This is a genomic window from Streptomyces avidinii, assembly GCF_045161815.1.
Taxonomy (GTDB): domain Bacteria; phylum Actinomycetota; class Actinomycetes; order Streptomycetales; family Streptomycetaceae; genus Streptomyces; species Streptomyces avidinii.
Genome location: NZ_CP108863.1, coordinates 6,814,505 through 6,829,461 on the forward strand (window position 1 = coordinate 6,814,505; position 14,957 = coordinate 6,829,461).

Annotated in this window: 16 protein-coding genes; 9 read left to right on the top strand and 7 right to left on the bottom strand. The window is 71.5% G+C overall.

All coding sequences use genetic code 11. From position 1 onward, the window contains the following. The first annotated feature begins 4 nt into the window (after nucleotides 1–4). A complete protein-coding gene (locus OG373_RS30755) occupies nucleotides 5–541 on the top strand; it encodes an arginine repressor (RefSeq protein ID WP_030010023.1) in 537 nt (178 codons plus the stop codon). A 29-nt stretch (nucleotides 542–570) separates the two neighbouring features. On the opposite strand, the gene OG373_RS30760 is transcribed toward OG373_RS30755, so the two are convergent. Further along, on the bottom strand, nucleotides 571–1,257 hold the full coding sequence (locus tag OG373_RS30760; protein WP_405444267.1) for a L,D-transpeptidase: 687 nt from the start codon (nucleotides 1,255–1,257) through the stop codon (nucleotides 571–573). 6 nt (nucleotides 1,258–1,263) lie between these two features. Continuing rightward, nucleotides 1,264–2,610, bottom strand: a complete 1,347-nt coding sequence (locus OG373_RS30765; protein WP_405441581.1) for a HEAT repeat domain-containing protein — start codon at nucleotides 2,608–2,610, stop codon at nucleotides 1,264–1,266. Between the two features lie 185 nt (nucleotides 2,611–2,795). On the opposite strand from OG373_RS30765, the gene OG373_RS30770 reads away from it, so the two are divergent. Both OG373_RS30770 and argH read left to right on the top strand, forming a co-directional pair. Continuing rightward, a complete protein-coding gene (locus OG373_RS30770) occupies nucleotides 2,796–3,989 on the top strand; it encodes an argininosuccinate synthase (RefSeq protein WP_351824100.1) in 1,194 nt (397 codons plus the stop codon). 127 nt (nucleotides 3,990–4,116) lie between these two features. After that, on the top strand, nucleotides 4,117–5,544 hold the full coding sequence (gene argH / locus OG373_RS30775) for an argininosuccinate lyase (protein ID WP_189972701.1): 1,428 nt from the start codon (nucleotides 4,117–4,119) through the stop codon (nucleotides 5,542–5,544). Between the two features lie 71 nt (nucleotides 5,545–5,615). Here argH and OG373_RS30780 read toward each other — a convergent pair whose 3' ends face one another. Both OG373_RS30780 and OG373_RS30785 read right to left on the bottom strand, forming a co-directional pair. Beyond that, complete coding sequence (locus OG373_RS30780; protein ID WP_405441583.1) at nucleotides 5,616–6,035, bottom strand: hypothetical protein; 420 nt, start codon at nucleotides 6,033–6,035, stop codon at nucleotides 5,616–5,618. A 173-nt stretch (nucleotides 6,036–6,208) separates the two neighbouring features. Then, nucleotides 6,209–6,742 (bottom strand): HAD domain-containing protein, encoded by a 534-nt coding sequence (locus tag OG373_RS30785; RefSeq protein WP_405441585.1) that lies wholly within the window; start codon nucleotides 6,740–6,742, stop codon nucleotides 6,209–6,211. Nucleotides 6,743–6,832: 90 nt separating this feature from the next. On the opposite strand from OG373_RS30785, the gene OG373_RS30790 reads away from it, so the two are divergent. From OG373_RS30790 to OG373_RS30800, 3 genes are all read left to right on the top strand, one after another. Beyond that, complete coding sequence (locus tag OG373_RS30790; protein WP_405441586.1) at nucleotides 6,833–7,384, top strand: TetR/AcrR family transcriptional regulator; 552 nt, start codon at nucleotides 6,833–6,835, stop codon at nucleotides 7,382–7,384. After that, nucleotides 7,381–8,925 (top strand): MFS transporter, encoded by a 1,545-nt coding sequence (locus OG373_RS30795; protein ID WP_405441588.1) that lies wholly within the window; start codon nucleotides 7,381–7,383, stop codon nucleotides 8,923–8,925. Before OG373_RS30790 ends, OG373_RS30795 begins: the two co-directional genes overlap by 4 nt. A gap of 69 nt (nucleotides 8,926–8,994) precedes the next feature. Further along, on the top strand, nucleotides 8,995–10,470 hold the full coding sequence (locus tag OG373_RS30800; protein ID WP_405441589.1) for a membrane-associated oxidoreductase: 1,476 nt from the start codon (nucleotides 8,995–8,997) through the stop codon (nucleotides 10,468–10,470). A gap of 12 nt (nucleotides 10,471–10,482) precedes the next feature. On the opposite strand, the gene OG373_RS30805 is transcribed toward OG373_RS30800, so the two are convergent. Then, the gene (locus OG373_RS30805) at nucleotides 10,483–11,172 is read right to left on the bottom strand and encodes a 1-acyl-sn-glycerol-3-phosphate acyltransferase (protein WP_189972696.1); all 690 of its coding nucleotides are present in this window, start codon (nucleotides 11,170–11,172) and stop codon (nucleotides 10,483–10,485) included. A 234-nt stretch (nucleotides 11,173–11,406) separates the two neighbouring features. Between OG373_RS30805 and OG373_RS30810 the strand changes: the two genes are divergently transcribed. From OG373_RS30810 to OG373_RS30820, 3 genes are all read left to right on the top strand, one after another. After that, nucleotides 11,407–12,582, top strand: a complete 1,176-nt coding sequence (locus OG373_RS30810) for a glycerophosphodiester phosphodiesterase (RefSeq protein ID WP_405441591.1) — start codon at nucleotides 11,407–11,409, stop codon at nucleotides 12,580–12,582. Between the two features lie 73 nt (nucleotides 12,583–12,655). After that, nucleotides 12,656–13,240: an RNA polymerase sigma factor gene (locus OG373_RS30815; RefSeq protein ID WP_405441592.1), complete on the top strand. Its 585-nt coding sequence runs from the start codon at nucleotides 12,656–12,658 to the stop codon at nucleotides 13,238–13,240. 37 nt (nucleotides 13,241–13,277) lie between these two features. Continuing rightward, complete coding sequence (locus OG373_RS30820; RefSeq protein ID WP_405441593.1) at nucleotides 13,278–13,784, top strand: GNAT family N-acetyltransferase; 507 nt, start codon at nucleotides 13,278–13,280, stop codon at nucleotides 13,782–13,784. A gap of 23 nt (nucleotides 13,785–13,807) precedes the next feature. On the opposite strand, the gene OG373_RS30825 is transcribed toward OG373_RS30820, so the two are convergent. Further along, nucleotides 13,808–14,254, bottom strand: a complete 447-nt coding sequence (locus tag OG373_RS30825; RefSeq protein ID WP_405441595.1) for a hypothetical protein — start codon at nucleotides 14,252–14,254, stop codon at nucleotides 13,808–13,810. After that, nucleotides 14,247–14,615: a hypothetical protein gene (locus OG373_RS30830; RefSeq protein WP_189972692.1), complete on the bottom strand. Its 369-nt coding sequence runs from the start codon at nucleotides 14,613–14,615 to the stop codon at nucleotides 14,247–14,249. The genes OG373_RS30825 and OG373_RS30830 overlap by 8 nt, the downstream gene beginning before the upstream one ends. Nucleotides 14,616–14,957 lie beyond the last annotated feature (342 nt).

Sequence of the window (14,957 nt, forward strand, 5' to 3'; positions counted from 1 at the left end):
GACGATGAGTCAGGCGCAGGACAACGAGCAAGGCGGCCAGGCCGTCCCGCAGACCCGCACCGCGCGTCACCGCCGGATCGTGGACATCCTCAACCGGCAGCCGGTCCGCTCCCAGAGCCAGCTGGCCAAGCTGCTCGCCGACGACGGGCTGAGCGTCACCCAGGCGACGCTCTCGCGCGACCTCGACGAGCTGGGCGCGGTGAAGATCCGCAACACCGGCGGCGAGCTGATCTACGCGGTACCGAGCGAGGGCGGCTTCCGCACCCCGCAGGCTCCCCTCGGCGAGTCCGCGAAGGAGGAGCGCATGCGGCGCCTCTCCGGGGAGCTGCTGATCTCGGCGGAGGCCTCCGCCAACCTCGTGGTCCTGCGCACCCCGCCGGGTGCCGCGCAGTTCCTCGCCTCGGCGATCGACCAGGCCGAGCTCCGTGCCATCCTCGGCACGATCGCGGGCGACGACACCCTGATGCTGATCAGCCGGGACCCGGCGGGCGGCCAGGCCCTCGCCGACCACCTGCTGCGTCTGGCGCAGAAGGAGAGCTGAGGGCCCTCCCGCGCCCGGCCGGGCCCGGCTCAGTACCGGGTCACGGCCAGGTCCCCGGACTCCGTGCCGATCGCGATGTGCGGGCGCCGGCCCGGGTCCGCCCAGCGCAGGATCGCCCGCATGGCCCGCTCGGGCACGGACACGCAACCGGCCGTCGCGCCCTTGCCGTTGACGTGCAGGAAGATCCCGGCGCCCCGGCCGCGCACGGGCCGGTCGTAGTTGAAGCCGATGACCAGCGCGTGCGCGTACTGCTTCTCGTAGGTCACCAGGTGCTCGGCCTCGCCGGGCGCGCAGTCCGCCGGCAGCGGTTCGACCCAGCGGTTGTACTGGGCGGACGCGTTGTCCTGGCACCACCAGGAGTCGGCACTCACCCGCCGGTACGCGTGGCCCGTGCCGGCCGGCGCCCGCCGGATCCCGAAGGCGTAGGGAAGTTCGTACAGGCCCGTCGGCGTGGTGTTGGTGCCCTGGGTCCGGGTCGCCCCGTCGGTGAGGCCGTTCGAACCGAAGCGGGCGGGCGCGCTCCCCGCCTCGTGCCAGCGCCCCGCCCACCGCTCCCACCAGATCACCCGGCCGGTGGTGGATCCGGGCGTGGGCGCGACAGCGGTGATGAGCTGGCTTCCCCCGCCGGTGTCGGCGAGCCGGTCGGGCAGGGGCGCGGGTCCCTGCGGGAGCAGGGCCGCGACGAGAGTTACGCCGGTGACGAGAGCGGTACGCAGCACCTGTCAGACGGTACGGGGCGCAGGCGGCAGTCCGAGCGAGGCGCGCATCCGCCGCATGACGTAATCGCTGAACAGGTGTGTGCACCGGTCCAGGAGGGCGCCGACCTCCGGGTCTCCCGGCGGCAGGTCCGGCGTCCGGTACGGGGACCACATGCTCCGGATCCGCTGCGCGGCGATGGTCCGCAGGGCCGTGTCACGGTCCGTCAGCAACTCCACGGAGGCGCGCAGTCCGGCGACCCCGCCCCGGGCGAACAGCAGCCGGTGGGCGGCCCGGCGGGTGTGCGAAGGCCGCTCGGGCACGATGCGGGCCATCAGCCAGTCGACGGGCAGCCGCGCGGCGGAGCCGCTCAGGCTCCGGGCGGCCTCGCGGGCCACCGCCGCAGACGGGTCGTCCAGCAGCGTCCGCAGCAGCTCGATGTCGGTGGTGTCCAGCAGGCGCAGTCCGCCCACGGCCGCGGCCCGCACCTGGCCGGCGGGGTGCTCCAGCAGGGCGCGCAGCACCGGCGCGTCCTCGCGGCGCGCGCACTCGGCGAAACCGGTCACCGCGTAGGGGCTCACGCGGGCGGGGTCGGTCAGCGCCGCGCGGCTCAGCGGGTACGGGTCGCCCCCGTCCTGGCGGACCAGCCAGCGGGCGCAGGCCCGGACCAGCCCGGAGCGGTCGGCGAGGTGCCCTGCGGCCTCGGCGGTCCGGCCGGCCCCGCGCAGGGCGGTGACCCCGGCGGAGCGCACCATCGCGCCGTGCGCGCCGAGCAGGGCGTCGATCGCCGCGTCGTCCGGGCCGTCGGCGGCAAGGGCGGCCAGCGCCGCGTCCGTCCACAGCCCGCTCGTCGGCGGGTCCGGCTCCCCGGCGGCCAGGTCGGCCAGCTCCCGGACGTCCAGCAGCCCGGCACCGACGGTCAGCCGCGCGGCGAACCGCCGGGTCGGCCGGTCCTCGCTCGTGCGCAGCTCGCCGAGAAGGGCCGGGGCGTCGCTCAGTGAGGCCTCGAAGCGCTCCAGCGCCCACGCGCCCTGCTCGCGGCGGCCGAGCCGCAGGACGAGCGGGGTCAACCGGCGCAGGGTGCCCGCGGGGTCCTCGGCGAGGGCCGCGGCCAGTACCCGCCGGGCCTGCTTCCGTACGGCCGGTACCCAGTCCGCGCAGCGGATCGCGACGAGCTCGGGCAGCGGCTGCGGCGCCCGGAGGGCCGCCTCGCGGATCCGGCCGTCGGTGTGGCACAGCCGCACGGCCGGCGGCGCGCCGAGGGGGCTCGCGTACGACCAGTAGTGGATGTCGCGGACGGCGTGGTCGAAGGCGATCCATGCGGTCGCCGGGCTCCCGGGCGGCGGGATATCCGTCGTCGTGTCCGTGTCCATGCGTCCTCCCCGTGACGTCCGACCCTGAGCGTAGGCAATCGGGCTTCCGCTTCGCCTCCCATATATCCGCAGGTCAAGCCGCGCGGCCGGGCGCTGCGCGGGGCTCGCGCACGGAGTCGATTGACGAAACATACGGAGTAGTGCATAGTTATGCCTGTCGTTGAATGCACCGTAAGGAGAAACCCGTGACCGAGCGCGTCGTACTCGCCTACTCGGGCGGCCTGGACACCTCCGTCGCCATCGGCTGGATCGCCGAGGAGACGGGCGCCGAGGTCATCGCCGTTGCCGTGGACGTCGGCCAGGGCGGCGAGGACCTGGACGTCATCCGCAAGCGCGCGCTCGACTGCGGTGCGGTCGAGGCCGAGGTCGCCGACGCCTCGGACGAGTTCGCCAACGAGTACTGCCTCCCGGCGATCAAGGCCAACGCCCTCTACATGGACCGGTACCCGCTGGTCTCGGCGCTCTCCCGGCCGGCCATCGTCAAGCACCTGGTCGCCGCCGCCAAGAAGCACGGCGCCACGACCGTCGCCCACGGCTGCACCGGCAAGGGCAACGACCAGGTCCGCTTCGAGGCGGGCATCGTCGCCCTCGCCCCGGACCTCAAGTGCATCGCCCCGGTCCGCGACTACGCGATGACCCGGGACAAGGCGATCGCCTTCTGCGAGGAGAAGCAGCTTCCGATCGCGACCACCAAGAAGTCCCCGTACTCCATCGACCAGAACGTCTTCGGACGCGCCGTCGAGACGGGCTTCCTGGAGGACATCTGGAACGCCCCGATCGAGGACATCTACGAGTACACCTCGAACCCGGCCCTGCCGCGTGAGCCCGACGAGGTCGTCATCTCCTTCAAGGAGGGCGTCCCGGTCGCCATCGACGGCAAGCCCGTCACCGTGCTCCAGGCCATCCAGCAGCTCAACGACCGTGCCGGAGCGCAGGGCATCGGCCGGATCGACATCGTCGAGGACCGCCTCGTGGGCATCAAGTCCCGTGAGGTGTACGAGGCCCCGGGCGCGATCGCGCTCATCACGGCCCACCAGGAGCTGGAGAACGTCACCGTCGAGCGCGAGCTGGCCCGCTACAAGCGGCAGGTCGAGCAGCGCTGGGGCGAGATGGTCTACGACGGCCTGTGGTTCTCCCCGCTCAAGCGGGCGCTGGACGGCTTCATCAACGAGGCCAACCAGCACGTCACCGGTGACATCCGGATGACCCTGCACGGTGGCCGCGCCGTCGTCACCGGCCGGAAGTCGGACGAGTCGCTGTACGACTTCAACCTCGCGACCTACGACTCGGGCGACACCTTCGACCAGTCCAAGGCCCAGGGCTTCATCGAGATCTTCGGCCTCTCCTCGAAGATCGCGGCCCGCCGCGACCTCGCCTGATCGACCCGCAGTCAAGGCCGCCTCCCCGTTACCTCCGCGGCGGGGAGGCGGTTGCACATCCGAAGCCCGCCGGGGCGTCGGAGCCTTACACGCAGTCAAAGCCATGCAGTCTTGAGGAGCAGTAGCTGTGAGCAGCAACAAGGGTGACGTCCGGCTCTGGGGCGGCCGGTTCGCCGACGGTCCTTCGGAGGCGCTGGCCCTGCTGTCGGCGTCGGTCCACTTCGACTGGCGCCTCGCGCCGTACGACATCGCCGGCTCCCGCGCCCACGCCCGCGTGCTCCACAAGGCCGGCCTGCTCACGGCCGAAGAGCTCGACCGCATGATCGCCGGACTGGACCGGCTGGAGGCCGACGTGGCCGACGGCTCCTTCACCGGCACCGTCGCCGACGAGGACGTGCACACCGCCCTGGAGCGCGGCCTGCTGGAGCGGCTCGGCGCCGAACTCGGCGGCAAGCTGCGCGCCGGCCGGTCCCGCAACGACCAGGTGGCCACGCTCTTCCGGATGTACCTGCGCGACCACGGCCGGATCATCGGCGGCCTGATCGCGGACCTCCAGGACGCGCTGGTCGGCCTCGCCGAGACCCACCACGACGTGGCGATGCCGGGCCGGACCCACCTCCAGCACGCGCAGCCGGTGCTCTTCGCCCACCACGTACTGGCCCACGTGCAGTCCCTTTCGCGGGACGCGGAGCGGCTGCGCCAGTGGGACACCCGGACCGCGGTCTCCCCGTACGGCTCGGGCGCCCTGGCCGGGTCCTCGCTGGGCCTGGACCCGGAGCAGGTCGCGGCCGACCTGGGCTTCGAGCGGGGCTCGGTCGGCAACTCGATCGACGGCACGGCCTCGCGCGACTTCGTGGCCGAGTTCGCCTTCATCACCGCGATGATCGGGATCAACCTGTCCCGGATCGCGGAGGAGATCATCATCTGGAACACGAAGGAGTTCTCCTTCGTGACCCTGCACGACGCCTTCTCGACCGGGTCGTCGATCATGCCGCAGAAGAAGAACCCGGACATCGCCGAGCTGGCGCGCGGCAAGTCGGGCCGGCTCATCGGCAACCTGACGGGCCTCCTCGCGACCCTGAAGGCGCTGCCCCTGGCGTACAACAGGGACCTCCAGGAGGACAAGGAGCCGGTCTTCGACTCCTGCGACACCCTCGAGGTCCTGCTGCCGGCCTTCACCGGCATGATGGCGACCCTCACGGTCAACCGGGAGCGGATGGAGGAGCTGGCTCCGGCGGGCTTCTCGCTCGCCACCGACATCGCCGAGTGGCTGGTCAAGCAGGGTGTGCCGTTCCGGGTGGCCCACGAGGTGGCCGGTGAGTGCGTCAAGGTCTGCGAGGGCGAGGGCATCGAGCTCGACCAGCTGACGGACGAGCAGTTCGTGAAGATCTCCGAGCACCTGACCCCCGAGGTCCGGACGGTCCTCAACGTCAAGGGCGCCCTGGCCTCGCGGAGCGGCCGCGGCGGCACCGCCCCGTCGGCGGTCGCGATCCAGCTCACCGAGCTGAAGGCCGACCTGGTCATCCAGCACGCGTGGGCGGCCCACAAGCAGTAGCCCGCCGCCGTGCCCGCAGGGGCGGTGGGAGCCGGCGCCGGCTCCCACCGCCCCTGCGGCGTGTGCGGGGATCAGCAGACGACGTTGATCGAGAACGGCCGGTCGCTGTCCACGGCGGCACTGCCGGGCTGGGACGGCGTCGCGGTGCGGATGAAGAGGGTGTTCCCGTTCACCTGGCCGACCAGGATGGACGAGCTGCCGGGACCGGGGTCGTTGCCGCCGTTGGTGTTGACGGTGCCCAGGAGGGCGCACCCGTTGAGGCCGGACGACGTGGTGATGTTGTAGCGGCCGATGCCGAACCTGTTGATGCCGGTGATGCCCTGCCCGCCCAGGACCTGTCCGTTCGCGGCCACCTTCGCCCAGGCCGTGGTGACGGCCGCGGCCTGCCGGGCCCGACTCGGCTCGGCCGACGCGGAGGACACGGCGACGACGCCGCCGACCGTCAGTGCCAGAACGGTGGCGCCGAGGGCAAGCTTCCGTGCTGCGTTCATGGTTCTCTCCCTGCTGAAGACGGAATCAGTGCAGGTGAACCCGCCCCGGGTAAGGGCTCACTGGAGAGCAGACTCCCGGGTCCGGGGCCGGCGGGGGAAGGCTCCGGGGGCACAGTCACTCCAAATGATCACAGTCCGCATCAGCCCGTTGAACACGGGTAGTGATGATCGAATCACCCGGTGTAGTCGGACGGCTGTGGTGCGGCCCACGCGGCCAGGGCGTCGAAATCCTCACGGACCAGCCCGATCCGCTCGTCGATGCGCATCAGCAGGGCCTGGGCCGGGTGGCGCTGGTCGACGTACTCGCGGTCCATGGCCGTGATGTCGTCGTCGATCCACGCGAAGGGCCGCGCCCCCGCGTATTCGAGGATGTACTGGGTCTTCCAGAACGTGCCGCGCGGCGCCCGGCCGTGCATCACCGGCCAGTCGATGAACGGCAGCCGGGGCAGTCCCAGGTGCGGGCCTATCCAGTCGTTGGCCTCGTCCTTCCAGGTGGTGGCCCAGACCGGCTCGTAGGCGTCCGCGAGGGCGAGCAGCTCCGCCCCGTGGTCGTGATTCAGCCAGACGCGCAGTGGCTTGGCCTGCTCGGCCTCCGTCCAGCCCGTCGGGCGCATCCGGTGGGTGCGGTACCCCTCGGGGCGGCGCTGCGCCTTGGCCGCGTAGGGGTTCAGCGGTCCGTCGACGTCGATCAACAGCAGTGGCTTCATCGGGGCAGGATTCCGTTCCGGCCGCCCTCGGGCAGCTCATTTTCGACCAGGAATGAGACATGGGCGTCTCATTCGGGGTATGCTTGTCTCATGGCCATGGATCGTGACCAGGTGCTCCGCGATGCGGCCGCCCTGCTTTCCCGCAAGTCGACCGCCACCATGGACGAGGTCGCCCGCGCCGCCGGAATCGGGCGCGCGACCCTCCACCGGCACTTCGCCGGGCGCGACGCCCTCGTACGGGCCCTCGAAGACCTCGGCATCCGGGAGTTCGAGGTCGCCTTCGACAACGCCCGCCTCGACGAGGGCACGGCGGTGGAGGCACTCAGGCGACTCGTCGCCGAGACCGAGCCCAACGCCCAGTTGCTGGCCTTCCTCGTCACCGAGAACCAGCTGTTCGAGGGCGACGAGGTCAACGAGGGATGGGCCCGCCTCGACGCCCGTGTCGGCGCGCTCTTCCGGCGCGGCCAGGAAGAGGGCGACATCCGGATCGACCTGAGCCCGGCATGGCTCACCGAGGCCCTCTACGGCCTCGTCGGCACCTGCGCCTGGGCCGTGATGGACGGCCGGGTGGCCGCCAAGGACTTCCAGTACATGATCATCGAGCTGTTGCTCGGTGGCGCCAGACGGAGTGTGGAGAAATGAGCACGACCCAGCAGCTGACCGGCCCGATCGGGACGGAGACCAAGAGCCGCGGCCGCTGGCTCGCCCTGAGCGTGCTGGTGCTCGCCGTGCTGCTGGTCGCCGTCGACGCGACCGTACTCGGCCTCGCCACCCCCGCGCTCTCCGAGGACCTCAAGCCGTCCGGCACCCAGCTGCTGTGGATCGGCGACATCTACTCCTTCGTCATCGCCGGACTCCTGGTCTCCATGGGCAGCCTCGGCGACCGAATAGGCCGCAAGAAGCTGCTGCTCACAGGCGCCGCCGCATTCGGTGCCGTGTCCGTGCTCAACGCCTACGCGACCAGCCCCGAGATGATGATCGTCGCCCGGGCCCTGCTGGGCGTGGCCGGCGCGACCCTGATGCCGTCCACCCTCGCGCTGATCCGCAACATCTTCCACGACCCCAAGGAGCGCAGCCTCGCGATCGGCATCTGGGGCGCCACCGCCTCGGCCGGCGCAGCCGTCGGCCCGGTCGTCGGCGGAGCGCTGCTCCAGCACTTCTGGTGGGGCTCGGTCTTCCTGATCAACCTTCCTGTGATGATCGCCCTGGTCGTCGTCGGAATCAAGCTCCTTCCCGAATCCAAGAACCCGGTCGCCGGTCCCTGGGACCTCGTCAGCGTCTGCCTCTCCCTCGTCGGCGTGATCGGCGTGGTCTACGCCGTCAAGGAAGTCGCCACCCACGGCATCACCTGGGAGGTCGCGGTCACCGCGGCAGTCGGCGCCGGCGCCCTGTACGCCTTCGTACGCCGCCAGTTCAACCTGCCGTCGCCGCTGCTCGACATGAGGCTCTTCAAGCACCGCGGCTTCTCCGGCGCGGTCCTCGCCGACCTGCTCACCGTCTTCGGCCTCTCCGGACTGGTCTTCTTCCTCTCCCAGTTCCTTCAGCTCGTCCAGGGCCGCGACCCGCTTGAGGCCGGCCTCGCCGAACTGCCCGCCGCCATCGGCGCGGTGGTCACCGGCCTGATCGCGGGCCGGTACGCCCGCCGGTTCTCGGTACGGACCGTCGTGGCGGGCGGCCTCGGCGCCATCGGCCTGGCCCTCGGCGTGCTGACCGTGATCCACAAGGAGAGCGGCTACCCGCTGCTCGGCGCGGCTCTGCTCGTCGTCGGCCTCGGCGCCGGTTTCTCCTTCACCGTCACCGCCGACGTCATCCTGTCCAGCGTGCCCAAGGAGCAGGCCGGTTCGGCCTCCGCCGTCTCCGAGACGGCCTACGAACTCGGCGCCGCCCTCGGCATCGCCCTGCTCGGTTCCGTCGTCACCGGCGTCTACCAGAGCTTCACCGCCCCGGCCTCCGTCGCGGGCCCGGTCGCCGACGCCGCGCACGAATCCCTCGGCGGGGCCGTCGAGGCGGCCAAGGCGCTGGATCCGCACACCGCCCAGGTGATGGTCGGCGCCGCCCAGGACGCCTTCGTGGACGGGCTGCGACTCGCCTCCGGCGTCGGCGCGGCCGTACTGCTGGCCACCGCCGTGGCCGCCTGGTTCCTGCTGAAGGGCCAGCGGCTCCAGGAGGGCGTCGAGCACTGACGCAGCGCCAATCGATGACGGCCCCGGCCGAGTTGACAGCCCGTCCGGCCGCGGGACACCATCCCGGCGATGGAGATCAACGAACTGACCCCGGCCGAACGTCGCGTCTGGGAGGCCTTCCCGCGCGGCGACGGGGTCGACTTCCATGTCACGCCCGAGGAGAGCTCCGTCGACGGCGCCGACTGGGGCGCCGAGCGCACCCTGCGCGCCGAGGTGCTGCGGGCCGTCCTGCTGGGCGCCTGTCCCACCGTGGAGGGCCGGGTCCCCGGGCTCAAGGTCAAGGGCGCGAAGATCGTGGGCAAGCTCGACCTGCGCTACGCCGTCATCGACCACCCCATGCGGCTGCGCGACTGCTGGTTCGAGCGCAAGCCCCTGATGTACGGGGCCCAATTGCGCGCCCTGGTCCTCGCCGACTCCACACTGCCCGGCCTGACCGCCTCCACGCTGCGCGTCGACGTGGTCCTGCGGCTCTCCTGCTGCCGGATCGCCGGACCCGTACGGCTGCAGGGCTCCAAAATATCCGGGGGGCTCTTCCTCCAGGGGGCCGTGATCGGCCCCACGAGCGGCGAGGAGGCGGACGAGCCGCCGCTCCAGCTCAACCACGTCGAGGTCGACACCGACATCATCGCGAACGACCTGACCGTGCACGGCCAGCTCCGCCTCAACGGAGCCACGGTCGGCGGCCAGATCCAGCTCGACCGCGCCCAGCTGCTCGCGCCGGGCGCCATCGCCCTGCACGCCGAGAACCTGACCGTCGGCACCGACCTGCGCGCGCACCGGCTGAAAGCCCGGGGCATGGTCAACCTCACCGGCTCCCGCATACCGGGCCAGGCCTACCTCACCCGCGCCGACCTCGCCAACCCGGACGGGACCGCCCTGCGCGCCTCCAGCTGTGCGATCGGCGAGCTGTGGCTGCGCCGGTGCGATCAGATCCGGGGCGACGTGAACCTGCGCCGCTCCACCCTCGACCTGCTCCACATCGATCCGCAGGCCTGGCCCGCGCGGATCGCCATCGACGGCCTCACCTACCGCACCCTCGCACCCCACCTGCCGGCCGAGCAGCGACTGCCCGCGCTGGAGCGGGAGGAATCCGGATACCTCACGTACGCCTACGAACAGCTCACGGCGGCCTACCGGACGGCGGGCGACGAGACCGCGGCCCGGACCGTCCAGCTCGCGAAGCTGCGCCGGCACCGCCACACGCTGCCCCGGCTCGCCCGGGTGTGGGGGCTGCTCCAGGACGCCACCGTCGGCTACGGGTTCCGGCCGCTGCGCGCGGCGGGGTGGCTGCTGGCGCTGCTGATGACCGGGACGCTCGCGTACGGGATCGACCCGCCGCGCGCCCTGAAGGCGGGGGAGGCGCCGGACTTCAACGCGTTGTTCTACACGATCGACCTGATGGTGCCGATCGTCAGTTTCGGCCAGGAGGCGGCCTTCGCACCGGGCGGATGGCACCAGTGGTTGTCGTACCTGCTGATCGTGACCGGCTGGATCCTCGCCACCACCACGGCGGCGGGCGTCAGCCGGTCACTCCAGCGTCAGTAGGAGCGGGCCGGGTCAGGCGGCCTTCGCCTTGGTCGCGTACATGTCGACGTACTCCTGGCCCGAGAGGCGCATGACCTCGGCCATCACCGAGTCGGTGACGGCGCGCAGCACGTAGCGGTCGCGGTCCATGCCCTCGTAGCGGGAGAACTCCATCGGCTCGCCGAAGCGGACGGTGACCCGGCCCGGGCGCGGCATGCCGGCACCGCCGGGCTGGAGCTTGTCGGTGCCGATCATCGCGAACGGCACCACGGGGGCACCGGTCATCAGGGTCAGGCGGGCGATGCCGGTGCGGCCGCGGTAGAGCCGGCCGTCGGGGGAGCGGGTGCCCTCGGGGTAGATACCGAAGATCTTGCCCTCTTCGAGGATGCGGCGACCGGTCATCAGTGCCGCGACGCCGCCGTTCGCACCGTCACGGTCGACGGGGATCATGCCGGAGCCGGTGAAGAACCAGGCCATGGCGCGGCCCTTGATCCCCTTGCCGGTCACGTACTCGTCCTTGCCGATGAAGTGGACCGTACGGTCGCACACCAGCGGCAGGATCATGGAGTCGATGAAGGTGAGGTGGTTGCCCGCCAGAATCACCGGTCCGGAGCCGGGGATGTTCTCGATGCCCTCCACGCGGGTGCGGAACATCATGCGCATGACCGGTCCGACAGTGGCTTTGATGAGCTTCGTACGGAACAACGTGGGGCCCTCCGGCATCGAAAAGCGGTTCGCGCACCCACCCGGCGGCGGTAGCGCAGGTGAGGACGATACTCGCGGGTCAGCTTCCGGCGCACATCGGGTTCACGTGTCGGATACGCATTGTTGACGCGTGTTTGCGCCAAGTTCCCCGGATGTGCCGTCGCCGCACCCCCCTCGGCCACTCCCCTTTGCCTACCATCGGCACGCCGATCGCGGGCCGCGACACGGCGTTCACGACGAGGAGTGGCACTCATGACACAGGGTGGAGCAGCGCGGCGCACGGTCCTGGGGGCAGCCGTCCTGGCGGCGGGGACCGGCATCACCGGACTCGCGGCGGGATCCGCCTCCGCGGCGGGCGACGGGTACGGCGACGGGCACGGTGACGACGGCTACCGGGACCTTCCGTACCCGACGGTCATCGGCCATCGCGGAGCCAGCGGGTACCGGCCGGAGCACACCCTCGGCTCGTACCGGCTCGCCCTCGACCTGGGCGCCGACGTCGTCGAGCAGGACCTGGTCCCGACCAGGGACGGCCACCTGGTCTGCCGCCACGAGAACGAGATCGGCGGGACCACCGACGTCGCCGATCACCCCGGGTTCGCCTCCCGGCGCACCACCAAGTCCGTCGACGGGGTCTCGGTCACCGGCTGGTTCACCGAGGACTTCACCCTGGCCGAGCTGCGGACCCTGCGCGCGAAGGAACGTATCCCCGCCGTCCGCCAGCGCAACACGCTCTACGACGGCCAGTGGGCCGTGCCCACCTTCGAAGAGGTGCTCCGCTGGGCGGACCGCGAGGGCAGGCGCCGCGGCAGGCGGGTGTGGCTGCACGTCGAGACCAAGCACCCCAGCTACTTCCGGGGTCTGGGCCTCGGCCTCGAGGAGCCCCTCGCCAAGCTGCTGCGCCGCTACGGACGCGACGGCCGGAACGCCGCGGTCTTCCTCCAGTCCTTCGAGCCCTCCAGCATCCAGCGGCTCTCCCGGCTGGTCTCGACGCCCCGCGTGGTCCTGCTCTCCGCGGCGGGCACCCGCCCCTGGGACTTCGAGGTGGCCGGGGACCCGCGCACGGTCGCGGACCTGGTGAAGCCCGAGGGGCTGAAGTGGATCGCCGGCTTCGCGCAGGGCATCGGACCGACCATGGACCTGATCCTCCCGCGCAACGCGTCCGGCGGGCTCGGCGCCCCGACCACCCTGGTCGAGGACGCCCACGCACGCGGGCTGCTGCTGCACCCCTACACCGCGCGCAACGAGAACAGCTTCCTGCCCGCCGAGTACCGCAAGGGGACCGACCCCACCGCGTACGGGGACGCCCTCGCCGCCTTCCGGACCTACTTCGAACAGGGCATCGACGGGATCTTCACCGACAACCCGGACACGGGACTGCTCGCGGCGGAGGCCTTCCGGCCGGGCCGACGCCCCGTCAACCGCTGAGCGCCGCTTCCCGTACGAGTGGGCCGGGCCCGGCGGGGAAACCGCCGGGCCCGGCCCACTCGTCCCGCCCGGCATGGACCTGTTGAAGGCTGAATTCCTCGACAAGCTCGGCCCGCTGCTCTCCGCCGAGGCCGCCGCGGAGGCCCCGGGCGCCGGAGTGGACGCCGCCGACCTGGAACAAGCCGTCTGGGTCAGGCTGCTGGAGAGCGGCCGCCGCGCCCCGGATCCGGCCGAGCCCGCGGAGCCGGCGCGCTGGCTGCGCAGGGCGGTGCGGGCGGAGGCACGCCTCGCCCGGCGCCGGGCCAGGCGGGAGGTTCCGTACGACCACCGTCGTCACTCCGTGGACGGCCACCGCAGGCATGTCGTGGACGGCGGTCCGCCGGCCGGGACGGCTGCCGGGGCGGCACCGGAGGACGCCCTCCTGCACGGCGAGGAGAACCGCGCACTCCGATCGGCGGTCGCCCGGTTGCCCGGACGCTGTCCGGAGCTGATGAAGGCACTTCTTTCGCCCAGAGACCTCACTTACCGTGAAATCGCAGGAGAGTTGGGTATCTCACAAGGAAGTTTGGGGCCCGTCCGTTCCCGTTGCCTGGGATGTCTGCGCAGAATGCTGGCTGCAGAGGTTGCGGCTCCTGGCCTGCGGGGAAAGGAGCGGTAGACCAACGGGCTACCAGGTGAGCTGGAGGCATGCGCACATGGGCATGAGCGTGACCATTTCGGCGGCGGCCGCCGAGGACGCGGAGCAGATCTTCAAATTGCAGTACCTGGCCTTCCAGCGTGAGGCCGAGCTGTACGGCAACTACCTCATCCAGCCCCTCACCCAGTCCCTGGACTCCCTCAAGGGAGAACTGGCGACGGACACCGTCCTGGTGGCCCGGCTCGGCGACGAGATCGTCGGGACCGTGCGCGGCAACGTCGACGAGGACGGCATCGCCAAAATCGCCAAGCTCTGCGTGCACCCGCGCCTGCAGGGTCACGGTCTCGGAGCGCGGCTGCTGCGCGCGGTCGAGGAGGCCCTGGCGGGCCCCGGCACCACCAACCGCTTCCGCCTGCACACCGGGCACAAGAGCGAGTCCAACCTGCGCCTCTACCGCAAGGCCGGCTACGTCCAGGTCGGCGGCCGCACGGCCTCCGACGGCGTCCGGCTGGTGATCCTGGAGAAGGACGCCAAGGACCCCTCCGACTTCACGGTCAGCGCGTAGCGCCCGCCGCCCGCCGCCCAGTGCTAGGCGGTCGGCGTCCGGCGCTTGCGCAGCCAGAGCATCCCGGTGATCGGCAGGATCACCGGGATGAACAGGTAGCCCATCCCGAACCGGGACCACACGGTCGTGTCGGGGAAGGACTCGGGCCGCAGCACCGTCCAGGTCCCCACGGCCAGCACGCCGGCGAGCTCGGCGGCGCAGCAGACCAGCGCCGCCCTGCGGGCCGTCTCCCCGCCGCGGACCAGTGAGTACGTGATGAACGCGTAGGCCAGCGCGGCCACGGCGGACAGGGAGTACGCCAGCGGCGCCCGGTCGAACTCGGTGGAGATCTGGTAGGCGGACCGGGAGACCGCGCCCACCACCATCACCCCGTACAGCCACACCAGCAGCAGACCGGGCCCGGAGACGAGCCGCTTGCGGTCGGCGGGCGCGGCACCCGCCCGGTCGGTCGTCGTGTCAGCGTCAGGCACCGGTGGTTCCCCAGATGTCGTAGAGCCGTACTTCGAGGACGGCGAGCACGACGGCGCCGGCGGCCACCGTCACCGATCCCCATTTGGTCCGCTCGGTCAGCGAGAGCATGCCGGCGGCCGGTACCGCGGCGAACGCGCCCACCAGGTAGGCCACGAAGATCACCGTGCCCTCGTCGGGCTTCTCGCCCTGGGCCAGCTTCACCAGGCCGATCACCAGCTGCGCCAGGACCAGCACGGTCACGACGGCCATACCGATGAAGTGCCAGTCCTTGGTCGGCTGATCCCGCCATGCGGCGTGGCCGCACCAGGCGGCGAGGGCGAGTGCGGCCACACCGATGGCGACCGTCAGGGCGTCGAGCATGCAGCGAGGGTATTACGGGCCGAAAGACCCGAAGCGCGCACCCCTGTGTCCGACCGTGGTCTTGACCACAGCGGACCCGGTCGCCGCACCCCGGACGGAGGTGGCGGTACGGGCCCCGGAGCCGCTGTCGGTGCAGGTCAGCGGTGGCGGAGCGGCCGCCTCACGGAAGGCCGGCCGTGGCCGTTCTGTCCGGCATGCGGTCGAATTCCGTCCGGTATCCGGACATCGTTGATCGGTCAGGGGATGCGTCTGGTTTACTGGGGCCCATGACCACGACGAGCAGCCGCACCCTTGCGACCGAGGCGACGATGACGCCCGGTGCTCGTTGTATGTGTCGAATGT

Excerpts from the sequence above, each read along its gene's own strand:
- OG373_RS30755 (WP_030010023.1), top strand. The coding sequence starts at position 5 with ATGAGTCAGGCGCAGGACAACGAGCAAGGCGGCCAGGCCGTCCCGCAG.
- OG373_RS30765 (WP_405441581.1), bottom strand. The coding sequence starts at position 2,610 with ATGGACACGGACACGACGACGGATATCCCGCCGCCCGGGAGCCCGGCG.
- OG373_RS30780 (WP_405441583.1), bottom strand. The coding sequence starts at position 6,035 with ATGAACGCAGCACGGAAGCTTGCCCTCGGCGCCACCGTTCTGGCACTG.
- OG373_RS30785 (WP_405441585.1), bottom strand. The coding sequence starts at position 6,742 with ATGAAGCCACTGCTGTTGATCGACGTCGACGGACCGCTGAACCCCTAC.
- OG373_RS30790 (WP_405441586.1), top strand. The coding sequence starts at position 6,833 with ATGGCCATGGATCGTGACCAGGTGCTCCGCGATGCGGCCGCCCTGCTT.
- OG373_RS30795 (WP_405441588.1), top strand. The coding sequence starts at position 7,381 with ATGAGCACGACCCAGCAGCTGACCGGCCCGATCGGGACGGAGACCAAG.
- OG373_RS30800 (WP_405441589.1), top strand. The coding sequence starts at position 8,995 with ATGGAGATCAACGAACTGACCCCGGCCGAACGTCGCGTCTGGGAGGCC.
- OG373_RS30805 (WP_189972696.1), bottom strand. The coding sequence starts at position 11,172 with ATGCCGGAGGGCCCCACGTTGTTCCGTACGAAGCTCATCAAAGCCACT.
- OG373_RS30810 (WP_405441591.1), top strand. The coding sequence starts at position 11,407 with ATGACACAGGGTGGAGCAGCGCGGCGCACGGTCCTGGGGGCAGCCGTC.
- OG373_RS30815 (WP_405441592.1), top strand. The coding sequence starts at position 12,656 with ATGGACCTGTTGAAGGCTGAATTCCTCGACAAGCTCGGCCCGCTGCTC.
- OG373_RS30820 (WP_405441593.1), top strand. The coding sequence starts at position 13,278 with ATGGGCATGAGCGTGACCATTTCGGCGGCGGCCGCCGAGGACGCGGAG.
- OG373_RS30830 (WP_189972692.1), bottom strand. The coding sequence starts at position 14,615 with ATGCTCGACGCCCTGACGGTCGCCATCGGTGTGGCCGCACTCGCCCTC.